Raw genomic sequence first — 14,820 nt, forward strand, 5'->3', positions numbered from 1 at the left:
TTTTTCTTATGCAAAATCGAATCAATCAAACTTGCCATCGCCATGGACCTCAACGCCGTTCAATTGCTCATCAAGGTGGCCGAAAGCCGCAGCTTCACCCAGGCGGCAAGCCTGCTGGGCACCAGCCAGTCCCGCATATCGCGCGCCGTGGCGCAGCTGGAGAAAGACCTGGGCACGCGGCTGCTGCACCGCAATACGCGCAGCGTGTCGCTCACGCCAGACGGCTGCGCGCTGGTGGACCGCTGCGCCCCGCTGATCGCCGGGCTGGAGGAGGCGCGCCAGCTGGTCAGCGACCGGCGCTGCGCGCCCAGCGGCGTGCTGCGCATGACGGCGCCGTCCATGCTGGGCCGCATCGTGCTGGTGCCGCTGCTGGGGCAGTTGCTGCGCGAGCATCCGCAATTGCAGATCGACACCAGCTTCACCGACCGCATGGTGGACATGGTGGAAGAAGGCTTTGACGCGGCCGTGCGCATCGGCCCGCTGGCAGACAGCCGCATGATCGCCCGCGCCCTGCCGCCGCTGCGCTGGGTGACCGTGGCCTCGCCCGCCTACCTGGCGGCGCGCGGCACGCCGCAGACGCTGCAGGAGCTGGCACAGCACAGCTGCATGGCCGTCTACAACCACTACCTGGGCCGGCGCGTGCCCTGGCAGTTCCTGGCGGGCAACGGCGAGATGCTGGACTGGCCGGCGCCGCAGACCGTGACCTTCGACAGCGGCGATCCGCTGGTGGAAGGCTCGCTGGGCGGCCTGGGCGTGGCCCAGGTCATGGAGTTCGCGGTGCGCGAGCACCTGCAGGCGGGCAGGCTGGTGCGGCTGCTGCCCCAGCACGAAGGCCGCGCCCGCGAGCTGTCCCTGGTCTACCCGCGCACGCGCCAGGCTTCGCCGCGCATCAAGGCACTGGCACAACTGCTGCTGGCGCAGACACAGTGGTGAGGCGGCAGCGGCCAGCCGAGCTGGCGTGGCGCCGCACACACAGTGGGTGCTGATTCAGATCGGCTTATGCGGGTGAAGGGAGATTAAACTGCTGCCTTTCCACGATGGCTGCGTTCTCGGACAATCACGCCTTTTCGTGGTGCATGCACCTTGATGGGGCCGCGACAGCGCGGCTCTTTTGTTTTCACCTGTTTTGCATTCCTGCCCCCGCGCCGGCCAGCGGCCACGCGGGATCTGATCCAACCATCGACACATCCATGGCAGCAGACAACTCCAAGAACGCCGCTCCCACCGCACTCAGGCGCGAACTCAAGGCGCGGCATCTGTCCATGATCGCCATCGGCGGCTCCATCGGTACCGGCCTCTTCGTTGCCTCGGGCGCCACCATCTCGCAGGCCGGCCCCGGCGGCGCCCTGCTGGCCTACATGATCGTGGGCCTGATGGTCTACTTCCTCATGACCAGCCTCGGCGAAATGGCCGCGAACCTGCCCGTCTCGGGCTCGTTCGCCACCTACGGCGCGCGCTACGTGGACGAAGGCTTCGGCTTCGCGCTGGGCTGGAACTACTGGTACAACTGGGCCGTCACCATTGCCGTGGACCTGGTGGCCGCCCAGCTGGTCATGGCCTACTGGTTCCCCGACGGCAACGGCATGCTGTGGAGCGCCCTGTTCCTGGCCATCATGTTCGGCCTCAACGCCATCTCGGTCAAAGGCTTCGGCGAGGCCGAGTACTGGTTCGCCGCCATCAAGGTGACCACCGTCATCCTCTTCATCGGCGTGGGCGTGCTCATGATCCTGGGCATCGTGCGGGGCGGCGCGCCTGAAGGCATCTGGGGCAACTTTGCCCTGTGGAGCCAGGGCGATGCGCCCTTTGCAGGCGGTTTCTCGGCGCTGATCGGCGTGGCCATGATCGTGGGCTTTTCCTTCCAGGGCACGGAGCTGATCGGCATTGCCGCTGGCGAATCCGAGAACCCCGCCAAGAACGTGCCCCGCGCCGTGCGCCAGGTGTTCTGGCGCATTTTGCTGTTCTACGTCCTGGCCATCCTGGTCATCAGCCTGCTGATCCCCTACACCGATCCGCAACTGCTCAAGAACGACCTGGGCGACATCAGCGTCAGCCCCTTCACCCTGGTCTTCGAGCGCGCGGGCCTGCTGTCGGCCGCCGCCGTGATGAACGCCGTGGTGCTGACCTCGGTGCTGTCGGCCGGCAACTCGGGCATGTACGCCTCCACGCGCATGCTCTACACGCTGGCCTGCCAGCGCATGGCGCCGCGCATGTTCTCGTACGTCAACAAGCGCGGCGTGCCCACGATGGCCCTGCTGGCCACCACGGTCGTGGCTGCTCTGTGCTTTCTGACCAACATCTTCAGCCCCCAGCTGGTCTACATCTGGCTGCTGAATCTGTCGGGCATGACGGGCTTCATCGCCTGGCTGGGCATCGCCATCAGCCACTACCGCTTCCGCAAGGGCTACGAGGCCCAGGGCCTGGACCTGAACCGGCTGCCCTACCGTGCATCGTGGTTCCCGTTCGGCCCCATCTTCGCCTTCGTGCTGTGCATGGTGATCACGCTGGGCCAGAACTACGAGGCCTTCATGGCAGACCGCATCGACTGGACCGGCGTGGTCGCCACCTATATCGGCCTGCCGTTGTTCCTGCTGATCTGGGGCGGCTACCGCCTGGTCAAGGGCACGCACATCGTGCAGTACAAGGACATGCAGCTGGGCTCCAACGTCGACTGACGCCCTCCCAGTCCCCATGAAAACAGCCCGCAGATGCGGGCTGTCGTCTTTCAGGCATCGGCCGACCACACGGCCAGCTCGTAGCCATCCGGATCGGTGAAGTGGAACCTGCGCCCCCCCGGGAACGCGAACACCGCGCGGCTGATCACGGCACCGGCCGCTTCCACGCGGCGCTGCGCCTCGGCCAGATCGTCGGCGTAGAGGATGACCAGCGGGCCGCCGGGCCGCACCTCCTCGCCCGTGGTGAAGCCGCCCGTCAGCCGGCCATCGCTGAACTCGGTGTAGCTCGGCCCGTAGTCGGTGAAGGTCCAGCCGAAGGCCGCGCCGTAGAACGCCTTGCTGCGTGCGATGTCGGCCACGTTGAATTCGATGTTGTCGATCTGGTGGTTGTTGCCCCTGATGCCCATGAGATGCTCCATTGAATGTCGGTAGGCCGCCATCATCGGCCACGCAGGGGCATGGCATCTTGAACAAAACGGCCAGCCGGGCCGCTCAATCCAGCAGTTGCTGCAGGGCAGCGCGGGGCGTGATGCCGCACAGCGCCCTCACTTCGCGCGACAGATGCGCCTGGTCCGCATAGCCGGCCTCCGCCGCCAGGGCCGCAAGACCTGCCTGCCGGTCAGACCGTGCCAGGGCCAGCAGGCGCTGAAAGCGCAGCACGCGCTCCAACGTCTTGGGGCCGTAGCCAAACTGCGCGTGGCACAGGCGGCGCAGGCTGCGCTCGGACATGTCCAGCTGCGCGCGCATGGCGGCCAGCACACCGGATTCGTCCCGCCCGGCTGCAGCCGCCACATTGAACAGCTCCATGGCCTGCCGGTCGGGCTCCGGGGCGTCGCGGCCCATTTGCACCAGTCCATGGATGAACACGGCCTGCCCTGCGCCCGGCTGCGCATCGTTGAAGCGATGCAACCACTCCCGCGCGCGCGGCCCCAGCAGATCGCCCAGTTCCACCGCCTGCCCCACGATCTCGTCCATGGGCAGGCCCAGCCAGGCGCTGGCCGCACCGGGGCCGAAGCGCGCCCCCCATACCTCGGACCCCGGCACGAGCGCAGGCCGCGCAGCCACCCTGTCAGGCCCCACGGCCAGCAGCCGCCCGCCCTTGCAGACGATGTCCACGCAGCCATCGGGCACCACGAGAAAACCGCCGCCATAGTCCGGGGCCACGGTGCTGCTCCACAGGCACTGGAAGTGCGGCTGCAGGGCGGGCGGCGGGGAGTGTTCGCGGTAGGGAGCGGGCGGCGGCGCCTGGCCAGAAGGCATGGACTTCAGACCCCCAGCGGCAGGTCCGCCTTCTTCAGCGTGCGCAGCACAAAGCTGGACTGGCTGTGGCGTATGCCCTTGATCTTGTAGAGCTTCTCGCGCAGCAGGCGCTCGTAGTCGCGCGTGTCCTTGACGACGACGCGCAGCAGGTAGTCGTACTCGCCCGAGACCAGGTGCGCCTCCACCACCTCGGGAATGGTCGCCAGCATCTCGCCGAATTTCTCCAGCGTGTTGTCCGAATGGCTGTCCAGCGTGACCTGCACCAGCACCGTATCGCCCAGGCCCAGCGCCAGCGGGTTCAGGCGCACGGTATAGCCCTCGATCACCCCCGCCTCTTCCAGCTTCTTGATGCGCGCCCAGCAGGGCGAGGCGCTCAGGCCCACGGCGGCGCCGATTTCCTGCAGGCTGGCGCGCGCGTTGGCCTGCAGGGCGGAAAGAATCTTTCTGTCGAGGGTATCCATGTCCGGCAATCTACTGCAAAACAGGCAGGCGCAGAATAATTTTCTGTAGCAACGCCTGTTTTGAAGAAATAAAGCAGCATTTTCTGAGGCCAAACGCGCACACTTGTCTGCATGGGAGCACGCTTACCGGCGCAGCAAAACCATTCACCCAGCCCCGCCGACTACCGCCAGCGCCCGGATGCGTGATCCCCTCAGGAACCCGTTACAGGCCGCCCCGCTTATCCGCAGTGGGGCGGCCTGTTGCATTGGGGCACCCGGCAGGCATCCGCAGACACCCGGCAGCGCTTTCCCGCAACGGCGGCCGGTGCACAATGCCTCCCGCAAACGTGCACGCCCATGCACTGACCCTGACGTCGGGCATGCATGGGCGCTCGCCACATCAACCAATCGGCCCCTTGATCCACACCCAAGACAATCCCACCGAAGGCCGCCGGAGGCACTGGCCAACGGATTCTGCAATGCGATGGCTGGCGCAAGCCCTGGCAGCCGCAGCGCTTCTGGCACTGCTCACCCGCTGGCTGCCCAACCCCCAGGCAGCCCAGGGCATCGCGGTCTTTCCCGGCAGGAGCATGGCGCCGGCCGCCATGCTGCTTTACGCGTACATGGGCTCGGCCCTGGCCATCACGCTGATGAGCCTGATCCTGTGGTGCTGGCTCAGGGAAAGGCTCTACATTCTTTGCGCCGCGCTCCTGGCAGCCGGCTTTGCCTACGCCGCCTTCCGTTACCGGCCCGAAGGCCTGTGGCTGCCCGGCGCCGACCAGCCCCAGCATGCGCTGTCCATCGCCTACTGCAGCTTCTGTGTGGTGGCGACGGTGTTTTTCAGCCAATTGTTCGAGTTCCGCCGCCATTGGATCTGGGCTGCGCACCTCTTCAGCGTGGTGGCCTGGCTGAATGCCATCGCACTGGGCATGGCACTGTTGGGTGGCTATGCGCAGATCTCGCGTGCCGTGGTGTTCACGGCCCTGGTGTCCACATCGTTCGGTGCGGTCTTCGTGCTGTACCTGCTGGTGGTTCGAAGGCAGTGGCAATACCTGCCCGGCGCGCTGGCGTTTGCCGTGCCATCCGCCCTGGGCATCCTGAACCTGCTGAGAACCCAGGGCCTGCTGCCGGATGTCGCGCTGCCATCGGCACAGATGCTGTGGTTTGCCGGGCGTGTTTCCGAGGCCATCCTGCTGGGAATGGCGGTGACCAATCGCACGCGGGTGGCGGAGCGCGCCCTGCGCAGTGAGCGGATGCAGGCCCTGTCACGCGCCCAGGCGGCCGAGCGCGAGCTGGAGTCCAAGGTCCTGCAGCGCACCGCACAGCTGCAAACGGCCCAGCAGGCCCTGCAGACCGCCTTGCACAGCGAGCGGGAGATGCGGCTGGAGCAGCGCCAGTTCTTCAACATGATCAACCACGAGTTCCGCACCCCGCTCACCATCGTGGACGGCGCCGCGACCGAGCTGCAGACGTTCCCGACGACGGATGCGGACTCCCTCATCGAGCAGGCGTCCCAGATACGCAGGGCTTCGCGCCGGCTGATGACCCTGGTGGACACCTGCCTGATCAGCGACCGGCTGGACGCGGGCGCGTTCCGGCTGCAACTGGAGCAGACGCCATTGGATGAACTCCTGGAGGAGTCTGCAGAGCTCGTCGGCTGGTCCCGGCGGCATCGCCTGAAACTGGATCTGGAACAAGGCCCGCAGCAATGGCAATGCGACCCTGTCCTGGTGCGCATCGCCATCTCCAACCTTGTCGGCAACGCCATCAAATATGCCAAGGCGGGCAACATCACCCTGGCCGCCCGCTGCGATGCGTCCGGTGACCTGCTGATTTCCGTCAGCGACCAGGGACCGGGCCTTGCGCCCGAAGCGGCAAGACAGGTTTTTGAGCCCTATGAACGCGCAAGCGCCACCCGGCACGTCAACGGGCATGGCCTGGGCCTGTCCGTGGTCAGGCGCATCGCCAGGCTGCACGCAGGCGACGCGTTCTTCCAGCCGGCTGCCGCAGGCGGGGCCTGCTTTGTCATCCGGCTGGGCCGCCTCCTGCCCGGCACGGCAGATGCCCGCCAGGAATGTCCGCCAGCGGCAAGGCCGGCCGCCGTGCCGCCGGGCATGCCCGCCTGACGCGGGCAAGGCCGGGCCTTCGCCGGTGAAGCAGGGCGTGCTCGCGGCGCTCATGGCGCCGCCGCTGCACGGGCCGTCCCACCCTGCACCACCAGCAGCACGCCACCCAGGATCAAGGCCACGCCGGCCAGACGCGTCGCATTGACCGGCCGTGCGCCCAGGCCCATCAGGCCGAAGTGGTCCACCAGCACCGAGACCACGATCTGCCCCGCCACCACGCAAACCAGGAAGCCGCCTGCGCCCAGCTTGGGTGTCACGGCCGCCGCACTGGCCACATAGATGGCACCCAGCACGCCGCCTATCCATAGCCACCATGGCCCCGCTGCCGCCTGGGCCATGGCCGGAGCGGGCGCGCGCAGCACCCACAGTGCAGGCACCACGACCATGACGCTCACGGCCAGCGAGACCAGCGTGCCCCACAGCGGGTGGCCCAGCAGACGGCCCACCAGGGCATTGCTGGCAGCCTGGAATGGCAGCATGGCCCCCGCCAGCAGCGCCAGGGCCACGGGAGCAAGGGCGGTGAATGTGCTTTTACCTGTCATGCGGCAAGACCTTTCTTCTTCTGTCAATCGATGCCTGCATGCTCTCGCATCCAGCACGTTGATGGAAATCATTTGTGTGCACGGTCTATATTCATGGCATGGATGAACTGCGCCGGATCGACCTCAACCTGCTGCTGGCCCTGCATGCCCTGCTGGCTGAAAAACATGTGACGCGCGCGGCCCTGCGGCTGCACAAGAGCCAGCCGGCCATGAGCCATTCGCTGGCGCAGCTGCGCGAGCACCTGGGCGACCCGTTGCTGGTGCGGCGCGGCGGCCGCATGGCGCTGACGGCACGCGCGCAAGGCCTGGTGCAACCGCTGGCGGATGCGCTGGGCAGCCTCAACGGCTTGCTGGCACAGGCGGAGTTCGACTCGGCCCACGCACGCGGACGGCTGCGGCTGGCGCTGTCGGACTACGCATCACGCATCGTGCTGCCGCCGCTGATGCGGCATCTGCGCCAGCACGCACCCGGGCTGGACCTGGCCATCAGCCAGTCCACGCGCGAGGTGATGCTGGCCCAGCTGGCCGATGGCGAACTGGACCTGGCCCTGGGCCCCTTCCCCGACGGACCCGACCTGCCCGAGGGCATCGAGGTGCAGGATCTGTTCCAGGAACAGTTCGTGAGCGTGGCCGACCAGGCCGTGCTGCCGGCACGCGGCGGGCTGTCACTGCAGGACTGGCTGCAGCACCCGCACGTCATGCTGGCCATGCGGCCCGACGCCAGCGAGGAGATCGAACGGGCGCTGGCCGCCCAAGGCCTGAGCCGCCGCGTGGTGCTGGCCCTGCCCCACTGGAGCGCGGCGCTGGAGGTGCTGGCAGGCACCGACCTCGTGCTGACCGTGGGCAGCCGCGCCATCGGTGACCTGCGCCGCCACAAAACGCTGCGCCGCTTCACTCCTCCGCTGGAGCTGCCCGAGTTCGCCTACCAGCAGGCCTGGCATGTGCGCAAGCAGGGGGATGCCATGCATCGGTGGCTGCGCAACTCGATGGCGCAGTGCTGTACTGCGCAGGGGCAAACACAGAAGTAAGTGCAGGCCGCAGCCTCAGGCTGCCACCACCACCCTCAGCAACTGCTTCTGTATCTTCCCGCTGGCCGTCTTGGGCAGGGCCTCGCGGAAGTGGTAGCGGCGCGGGCGCTTGTAGGCAGCCAGGCGGTCGCCGTGGACCAGGAAGGCGTCCAGCGCCTCGGCCGTGGGTGTGGCGCCCGGCTTGGCAACCACGTGGGCGGCGACGATCTGGCCCCAGCGCTCGTCGGCCTCGCCGATGACGGCGACCTCGAGCACGTCGGCGTGTTCGACCAGCGCGTCTTCCACCTCACGCGGATAGACGTTCTCGGCACCCGAATTGATCATGTAGTCGATGCGGTCGCGGATCCAGAGATAGCCGTCGTCGTCGATGTGGCCCAGGTCGCCCGTGTGGTACCAGCCGTGCGCCAGGGCGCGGGTGTTGGCGTCGGGGCGGTTGAGGTAGCCGGCCATCATGCAGGGGCCGCGCACGAGGATTTCGCCCACCTCGCCGGGCAGGCAGGCCTCGGCCGGGTCGGTGGGGGCGTTGTCTTCGCGCAAGCGGGCCACGATGAGGTCATGGCCCATGGAGGGCAGCCCGGCCGAGCCCGCGTGCGAGAGTTGCTCGCGCGGCAGCAGGACGGACATGCAGGGGCCCATTTCCGTGGTGCCGTAGACCTGGACCAGGTCGCTGCCGACCTTGCGCGTCCATTCGCGGATCAGGTGCGGCGCCATGGAGGCGCCGCCGTACTCCACCAGCCTCAGCGCGGGCGCCTGCTCAGGCGAGGCGATGGGTTCGGCCAGCAGCATGGTGATCATGGTGGGCGCCGCGAAGAAGAAGCTCACGCGCTCTTCGCGGATCAGGCGCCAGGCCTCGGCCACGTCGAAGCGGCGCAGCAGCACCTGGGTGGCGCCGGCCTGCAGGCGCGGCAGAAAGCTGGTGTGCAGCTCGGCCGTGTGGTTGAGCGGCGCCATGGCCAGGCCCACGTCGTCGCGCGTGAACTGCATGGTCTGGTGCATGAGGGCGTTGTGCGCCAGCTTGCTGCGGTGCGTATGCAGCACGCCCTTGGGCCGGCCCGTGGTGCCGCTGGTGTACATGAGGATGCAGGGGTCGCTCTCGCGCACATGGGCCTGGGGCGGCGCGCTGCTGCGGCCCCTGGCCAGGGCGGACAGGCGCTGCGTGGCCCAGACCGGCAGCGGGTCGGCCGGGGCATCGTCGGCAAAGATCCAGTGCTCGATGCCTGCGCCAGTGCCGCCGCCTTCGGCCTTGAGCAGGGCCTGGGCGCGTGCGGCCACCTCGCCGCCCTCGTGCTCGAAGACCAGGGCGCGTGCTGCGCCGTCCTTGAGGATGAAGGCCAGCTCCTGCGCCGCCAGCCGGTAGTTGATGGGGTTGAAGATGGCGCCCAGGCGCGCGGCCGCCAGCATGGTGAAAACAAAGGCCGGCGTGTTGTAGAGGAAGGCGGCGACCACGTCGCCATGGCCTATGCCCAGCTCTGCCAGGCCGTGGGCGTGGCGGTTGACTTCGGCATCGAGCTGGGCGTAGGTCCAGGCGCGGCGCTCGCCGCCCTCCCATGCGACCAGGGCTTCCTTGTTCGGCAGGTAACGTGCCGGCCAGGCCAATGTGTCTCCCAGCGTCTGCTGCATGTGCGCTTCTTCCTTCTCGCTCACGAGATTTCATATATCGATGCACCTCAATGTAGGAGATTTTTTAGACAGTTATGCAATTTGCAAATGCATCCATGCAGGCAAGCGCATGGAGTTGCAGTCGGCCCGCGGAAATCCCGAAGCCGCGCGGACGCTGGCCGCAGCTAGAATGCGCCGGTCAGGAGAGAGTGCCCGCCCGGCCGCAACGGTCGCAGGCAGCGGCACCGCCGAAGGCGCAGGGTTCGCCCCGAACGCTCAGGCAAAAGGACTGGCACCGCCTGCCGCCACGGCCGCAGGCGTTCCTAGCTGGAGAGAGATGCAGGGCACGGCGGTGTGCCCCATCCACCGAAGGAGCAAGCCCCACGCATGGAAGGTGCGGGTGAATCTCTCAGGTAAAGCGGACAGCAGGGCAGCACATCCCGGAGGACCGGGATGGCGTTATGCCTTGTTCCTTGCCTGAAAGAGAGCCCTCCTTGTCCGCTGCCTCCACCACCGATCTGCTCAAGACCCCGCTGTTCGACCTGCACCAGGAACTGGGCGCGCGCATGGTGCCGTTTGCCGGCTACTCCATGCCCGTGCAATACCCGCAGGGGCTGATGGCCGAGCATCTGCACACGCGCGAGGCGGCAGGCCTGTTCGATGTCTCGCACATGGGCCAGATCAGCGTGCGCGGTGCCGACGCCGGGGCCGCGCTGGAGTCGCTGATGCCCATGGACGTGCTGGGACTGGGCGAACACCGCCAGCGCTACGGCCTGCTGCTCAATGAGGCGGGCGGCATTCTGGACGACCTGATGTTCGTGCGCCGCGAGGACGACCTGTTCCTGATCGTCAACGGCGCCTGCAAGCATGAAGACCTGGCGCACATCCAGGCCCGCATCGGCCAGCGCTGTGAAATCGAGCCCCAGTTCGACCGGGGCCTGCTGGCGCTGCAGGGCCCGCAGGCCGCAGCCGCCATGGAGCGCCTGCTGCCCGACACGGCCGGCCTGGTTTTCATGACAGGCGGCCACTTCGACTGGGAGGGGGCCGAGCTGTACATCACGCGCAGCGGCTATACCGGCGAGGACGGCTTCGAGATCTCCTTGCCCGCCAGCCACGCCGAGGCCTTTGCCCGTGCCCTGCTGGCCCAGCCCGAAGTCAGGCCCGTGGGCCTGGGCGCGCGCAATTCGCTGCGCCTGGAAGCCGGCCTGTGCCTGTACGGCAACGATCTGGACACGACCACCACCCCGGCCGAGGCCGCCCTGAACTGGGCCGTGCAGAAGGTCCGCCGCGCAGGTGGCGAGCGCGAAGGCGGATTTCCCGGCGCGGCCACCGTGCTGGCCCAGCTGCAGTCGCCCGAGCTGCTCACGCGCAAGCGCGTGGGCCTGGTGGCCCTGGAGCGCGTGCCCGTGCGCGAAGGCACGGAGCTGCTGGATGCCGGCGGCCGCAAGGTCGGCCAGGTCACCAGCGGCCTGCTGTCGCCCACGCTGAACCAGCCCGTGGCCCTGGCGTACGTGGAGCCGGGCAGCGCCGCCGTCGGCACCACGCTGCAGGCCATGGTGCGCGGCAAGGCCGTGCCCATGCAGGTGCAGGCCACGCCCTTCGTGGCGCCCCGCTATCACCGCGGTTGAGGACAGCCTGCGCGCTTGGCGTGGATCGAGTTCGGCGGATTCGTTTTTCCTGCCATCGCATGCCGCTACAGTGCGCACTGACCTTTCTCAAACCGCCTTTCACAGGTTTTTTCAGTTTCTATCGGAGCAAGCCATGAGCATCCAGTATTCCAAGGACCACGAGTGGATCAACGCCGCCAACCCTGACGCGGCCATCGTCGGCATCACCCTCCACGCGCAGGACGCGCTGGGCGACGTGGTGTTCGTCGACCTGCCCGCCGTGGGCACCAGCTTCAACCAGGGCGATGTGGCCGGCGTGGTCGAGTCCGTCAAGGCCGCCGCCGATGTCTACATGCCCGTCAGCGGCGAGATCGTCGAAGTCAACGAGGCCCTGCGCGACGACCCCTCCCTGGCCAACAGCGACCCGCTGGGCGAAGGCTGGTTCTTCAAGGTCAAGCTCAGCGACGCAGGCCAGCTGGCCGCGCTGCTCGACGAAGCCGCCTACACGGCCTTTGCCCAGAGCAACTGACGCCACTTTCCGGCCAGGACGGGCGCCAGGGCCCGCCCTGGCGCTTTTCAGCTTTTGAGACAGGTCCCTCCATGCTGATGTCCTCCACCCAGCCCCTTGCCGCCCTCGAGAACGCCACCGAATTCGTGGCCCGCCATATCGGCATCGCGCCCGAAGACGAGGCCCACATGCTCAGCGCCATCGGCGCGGCATCGCGCGATGCGCTGATCGACGCCATCGTCCCGCCCTCCATCCGGCGCCACCAGCCCATGGCGCTGCCGCCAGCGGCCACCGAGGCCCAGGCGCTGGCCGAACTCAAGGCGCTGGCAGGCCGCAACCAGCTGCTCAAAAGCTTCATCGGCCAGGGCTACTACGGCACGCACACGCCCGGCGTCATCCTGCGCAACATTCTCGAGAACCCCGCCTGGTACACGGCCTACACGCCCTACCAGGCCGAGATCTCGCAAGGCCGCATGGAGGCCCTGGTCAACTTCCAGACCATGGTCTGCGACCTGACGGCCATGCCGATTGCCAACGCCTCCATGCTGGACGAGGCCACGGCGGCCGCCGAGGCCATGACGCTGGCCAAGCGCTCCGTCAAAAGCAAGAGCAACCGTTTCGTGGTGGCCGGCGATGCCCACCCCCAGACCATCGAGGTGATACAGACGCGCGCCGCGCCGCTGGGCATCGAGGTGCTGCTGGCCAACTCGCTGGAGGAATGGAACCAGCTGATGGAGGGCGACTACTTCGCCGTGCTGGCCCAGTACCCTGCCACCAGCGGCCGCATCGACGATCTGCGCGCCGACGTGGACAAGGCCCATGGCAAGCAGGCCGCCTTCATCGTGGCCACCGACCTGCTGGCGCTGACCCTGATCACGCCGCCCGGCGAATGGGGTGCCGACATCGTGGTGGGCACCACCCAGCGCTTTGGCATGCCCATGGGCGCCGGCGGCCCGCACGCCGCCTTCATGGCCTGCCGCGACGAGTTCAAGCGCTCCCTGCCCGGCCGCCTGGTCGGCGTGAGCGTGGACGTGCACGGCAAGCCCGCCTACCGCCTGGCACTGCAGACGCGCGAGCAGCACATCCGCCGCGAAAAGGCCACCTCCAACATCTGCACGGCCCAGGTGCTGCCCGCCGTGGTGGCCAGCATGTACGCCGTCTACCACGGCCCCGAGGGCCTGGAGCGCATCGCCCGCCGCGTGGCCTCGTACACGGCCATCCTGGCGCGCGGCCTGGCCGAGCTGGGCGCGCCGCTGCGCGAGGCGCCCAGCTTCGACACGCTGAGCCTGCACACGGGCGCGGCCACCCAGGCCATCGTGGAGCGTGCCGTGTCCCTGGGCGCCAACCTGCGCGTGTATTTCAAGGAATACCTGTGCATCTCGCTGGACGAGACCACCACGCGCGCCGATGTCGAACTGCTGTGGAAGATCTTCGCCCGGGACGGCCAGGCCCTGCCCAGCTTCACCGCCTTCGAAAAGGGCGTGGAGCCGCTGATTCCCGACGGACTGCGCCGCAGCAGCGCCTTCCTCACGCACCCGGTGTTCAACACCCACCGCTCCGAGACCGCCATGCTGCGCTACATCCGCCAGCTGTCGGACAAGGACCTGGCGCTGGACCGCAGCATGATCCCGCTGGGCTCCTGCACCATGAAGCTCAACGCCACCAGCGAGATGATTCCCATCACCTGGCCCGAATTCGCCCAGGTGCACCCCTTTGCCCCGGCCGACCAGCAGCAGGGCTATGCGGAACTGGACAAGCAGCTGCGCGACTGGCTGTGCCAGGCCACGGGCTACGCCGGCATCAGCCTGCAGCCCAATGCCGGCAGCCAGGGCGAGTACGCGGGCCTGCTGGCCATCAAGGGCTGGCATGCGAGCCGGGGCCAGTCGCACCGCAACGTCTGCCTGATTCCCAGCAGCGCCCACGGCACCAACCCCGCCAGCGCGCAGATGGTGGGCATGCAGGTGGTGGTCACCGCCTGCGACGCCAACGGCAACGTCGACATGGCGGACCTGGCGGCCAAGTGTGAGCAGCACAGTGCCAACCTGGCCTGCATCATGATCACCTACCCCAGCACGCACGGCGTGTTCGAGACCCAGGTCAAGGAGCTGTGCAAGCTGGTGCATGACCACGGCGGCCGCGTCTACGTGGACGGCGCCAACATGAACGCCCTGGTGGGCCTGGCCGCGCCGGGCAGCTTCGGCGGCGATGTCAGCCACCTGAACCTGCACAAGACCTTCTGCATCCCGCACGGCGGCGGCGGCCCGGGCGTGGGCCCCGTCTGCGTGGTCGAGGATCTCGTGCCCTTCCTGCCCGGCCATGCCACCACGGGCCTTGCGGGCGGCACGGGCGCGATCAGTGCCGCGCCGCTGGGCAATGCGGCCGTGCTGCCCATCAGCTGGATGTACATCCGCATGATGGGCGCCCAGGGCCTGACCCTGGCCACCGAGACCGCCATCCTCAGCGCCAACTACATCAGCGCCCGGCTGCGCGACCACTACCCCACGCTGTACGCGGGCGAGCACGGCCATGTGGCGCACGAGTGCATCCTGGACCTGCGCCCGTTCAAGGAAAGCACGGGCGTCATGGCCGAGGACGTGGCCAAGCGCCTGATCGACTACGGCTTCCATGCGCCCACGCTGTCCTTCCCCGTGCCCAACACGCTGATGGTGGAGCCCACCGAAAGCGAAAGCCTGTACGAGCTGGACCGCTTCGTGGACGCCATGATCGCCATCCGCGAGGAAATCCGCGCCATCGAGCAGGGCCGCCTGCCCCAGGACGACAACCCGCTCAAGAACGCGCCGCACACGGCCGAGACCCTGCTGGCTTCGGAATGGGCCCACCCGTACAGCCGCGAGGCCGCCGCCTACCCCGTGGCTGCCCTGCGCCAGTCCAAGTACTGGTGTCCCGTGGGCCGGGTGGACAACGTCTACGGCGACCGCAACCTCTACTGCAGCTGCATCCCGGTCGACGCTTACCTGAGCTGAAGCACCTGCCACCCAAAGGGGCGCTTGTGGCGCCCCGCCCGGCGCGCGTACACT

The 14,820-nt window shown here is 67.9% G+C and carries 12 protein-coding genes and 2 riboswitches; of the genes, 7 read left to right on the top strand and 5 right to left on the bottom strand.

Going from position 1 to position 14,820, the window contains the following annotated elements; all coding sequences use genetic code 11:
• Positions 1–42: 42 nt before the first annotated feature.
• Together ACF8ML_RS17295 and ACF8ML_RS17300 are read left to right on the top strand one after the other, a co-directional pair.
• Complete coding sequence (locus ACF8ML_RS17295; protein ID WP_016446320.1) at positions 43–933, top strand: LysR family transcriptional regulator; 891 nt, start codon at positions 43–45, stop codon at positions 931–933.
• 257 nt (positions 934–1,190) lie between these two features.
• Positions 1,191–2,672, top strand: coding sequence for an amino acid permease (locus tag ACF8ML_RS17300; RefSeq protein WP_016446321.1), 1,482 nt, complete (start codon positions 1,191–1,193; stop codon positions 2,670–2,672).
• Between the two features lie 50 nt (positions 2,673–2,722).
• On the opposite strand, the gene ACF8ML_RS17305 is transcribed toward ACF8ML_RS17300, so the two are convergent.
• From ACF8ML_RS17305 to ACF8ML_RS17315, 3 genes are all read right to left on the bottom strand, one after another.
• Positions 2,723–3,079: a VOC family protein gene (locus ACF8ML_RS17305; protein ID WP_046985412.1), complete on the bottom strand. Its 357-nt coding sequence runs from the start codon at positions 3,077–3,079 to the stop codon at positions 2,723–2,725.
• Positions 3,080–3,164: 85 nt separating this feature from the next.
• Positions 3,165–3,932 carry a helix-turn-helix domain-containing protein gene (locus ACF8ML_RS17310; RefSeq protein WP_392407513.1) on the bottom strand — a complete coding sequence of 256 codons (768 nt, stop codon included), beginning with the start codon at positions 3,930–3,932 and terminating at the stop codon, positions 3,165–3,167.
• Between the two features lie 5 nt (positions 3,933–3,937).
• A complete protein-coding gene (locus ACF8ML_RS17315; RefSeq protein WP_016446324.1) occupies positions 3,938–4,393 on the bottom strand; it encodes an Lrp/AsnC family transcriptional regulator in 456 nt (151 codons plus the stop codon).
• 458 nt (positions 4,394–4,851) lie between these two features.
• Here ACF8ML_RS17315 and ACF8ML_RS17320 point away from each other — a divergent pair, with 458 nt between their 5' ends.
• Positions 4,852–6,498: an ATP-binding protein gene (locus ACF8ML_RS17320; protein WP_392407515.1), complete on the top strand. Its 1,647-nt coding sequence runs from the start codon at positions 4,852–4,854 to the stop codon at positions 6,496–6,498.
• Positions 6,499–6,548: 50 nt separating this feature from the next.
• Here ACF8ML_RS17320 and ACF8ML_RS17325 read toward each other — a convergent pair whose 3' ends face one another.
• Positions 6,549–7,040 carry a DMT family transporter gene (locus ACF8ML_RS17325; protein WP_082254744.1) on the bottom strand — a complete coding sequence of 164 codons (492 nt, stop codon included), beginning with the start codon at positions 7,038–7,040 and terminating at the stop codon, positions 6,549–6,551.
• 98 nt (positions 7,041–7,138) lie between these two features.
• Here ACF8ML_RS17325 and ACF8ML_RS17330 point away from each other — a divergent pair, with 98 nt between their 5' ends.
• Complete coding sequence (locus tag ACF8ML_RS17330; protein ID WP_392407516.1) at positions 7,139–8,068, top strand: LysR family transcriptional regulator; 930 nt, start codon at positions 7,139–7,141, stop codon at positions 8,066–8,068.
• A gap of 15 nt (positions 8,069–8,083) precedes the next feature.
• Here ACF8ML_RS17330 and ACF8ML_RS17335 read toward each other — a convergent pair whose 3' ends face one another.
• Positions 8,084–9,688 carry a fatty acid--CoA ligase gene (locus tag ACF8ML_RS17335; RefSeq protein WP_154836355.1) on the bottom strand — a complete coding sequence of 535 codons (1,605 nt, stop codon included), beginning with the start codon at positions 9,686–9,688 and terminating at the stop codon, positions 8,084–8,086.
• 169 nt (positions 9,689–9,857) lie between these two features.
• Positions 9,858–9,969: riboswitch (glycine riboswitch) on the top strand.
• Between the two features lie 15 nt (positions 9,970–9,984).
• Positions 9,985–10,103: riboswitch (glycine riboswitch) on the top strand.
• A gap of 25 nt (positions 10,104–10,128) precedes the next feature.
• Between ACF8ML_RS17335 and gcvT the strand changes: the two genes are divergently transcribed.
• The 3 genes from gcvT to gcvP all read left to right on the top strand — a co-directional run bounded on the left by gcvT (position 10,129) and on the right by gcvP (position 14,766).
• Positions 10,129–11,295, top strand: a complete 1,167-nt coding sequence (gene gcvT, locus ACF8ML_RS17340) for a glycine cleavage system aminomethyltransferase GcvT (RefSeq protein WP_252651968.1) — start codon at positions 10,129–10,131, stop codon at positions 11,293–11,295.
• 133 nt (positions 11,296–11,428) lie between these two features.
• Positions 11,429–11,803: a glycine cleavage system protein GcvH gene (gene gcvH, locus ACF8ML_RS17345; RefSeq protein WP_012206130.1), complete on the top strand. Its 375-nt coding sequence runs from the start codon at positions 11,429–11,431 to the stop codon at positions 11,801–11,803.
• A 71-nt stretch (positions 11,804–11,874) separates the two neighbouring features.
• On the top strand, positions 11,875–14,766 hold the full coding sequence (gene gcvP, locus ACF8ML_RS17350) for an aminomethyl-transferring glycine dehydrogenase (RefSeq protein WP_016451506.1): 2,892 nt from the start codon (positions 11,875–11,877) through the stop codon (positions 14,764–14,766).
• Positions 14,767–14,820: the final 54 nt, after the last annotated feature.

The sequence above is a fragment of the Delftia sp. WSY_10 genome, from assembly GCF_043104705.1.
GTDB lineage: Bacteria > Pseudomonadota > Gammaproteobacteria > Burkholderiales > Burkholderiaceae_C > Comamonas > Comamonas tsuruhatensis.

What these genes read in the sequence shown, in the direction of transcription:
- ACF8ML_RS17300 (WP_016446321.1), top strand. Translation starts at nt 1,191, where the DNA reads ATGGCAGCAGACAACTCCAAGAACGCCGCTCCCACCGCACTCAGGCGC.
- ACF8ML_RS17310 (WP_392407513.1), bottom strand. Translation starts at nt 3,932, where the DNA reads ATGCCTTCTGGCCAGGCGCCGCCGCCCGCTCCCTACCGCGAACACTCC.
- gcvH (WP_012206130.1), top strand. Translation starts at nt 11,429, where the DNA reads ATGAGCATCCAGTATTCCAAGGACCACGAGTGGATCAACGCCGCCAAC.
- ACF8ML_RS17325 (WP_082254744.1), bottom strand. Translation starts at nt 7,040, where the DNA reads ATGACAGGTAAAAGCACATTCACCGCCCTTGCTCCCGTGGCCCTGGCG.
- ACF8ML_RS17315 (WP_016446324.1), bottom strand. Translation starts at nt 4,393, where the DNA reads ATGGATACCCTCGACAGAAAGATTCTTTCCGCCCTGCAGGCCAACGCG.
- ACF8ML_RS17335 (WP_154836355.1), bottom strand. Translation starts at nt 9,688, where the DNA reads ATGCAGCAGACGCTGGGAGACACATTGGCCTGGCCGGCACGTTACCTG.
- ACF8ML_RS17305 (WP_046985412.1), bottom strand. Translation starts at nt 3,079, where the DNA reads ATGGGCATCAGGGGCAACAACCACCAGATCGACAACATCGAATTCAAC.
- ACF8ML_RS17320 (WP_392407515.1), top strand. Translation starts at nt 4,852, where the DNA reads ATGCGATGGCTGGCGCAAGCCCTGGCAGCCGCAGCGCTTCTGGCACTG.
- ACF8ML_RS17330 (WP_392407516.1), top strand. Translation starts at nt 7,139, where the DNA reads ATGGATGAACTGCGCCGGATCGACCTCAACCTGCTGCTGGCCCTGCAT.
- gcvT (WP_252651968.1), top strand. Translation starts at nt 10,129, where the DNA reads ATGCCTTGTTCCTTGCCTGAAAGAGAGCCCTCCTTGTCCGCTGCCTCC.
- gcvP (WP_016451506.1), top strand. Translation starts at nt 11,875, where the DNA reads ATGCTGATGTCCTCCACCCAGCCCCTTGCCGCCCTCGAGAACGCCACC.
- ACF8ML_RS17295 (WP_016446320.1), top strand. Translation starts at nt 43, where the DNA reads ATGGACCTCAACGCCGTTCAATTGCTCATCAAGGTGGCCGAAAGCCGC.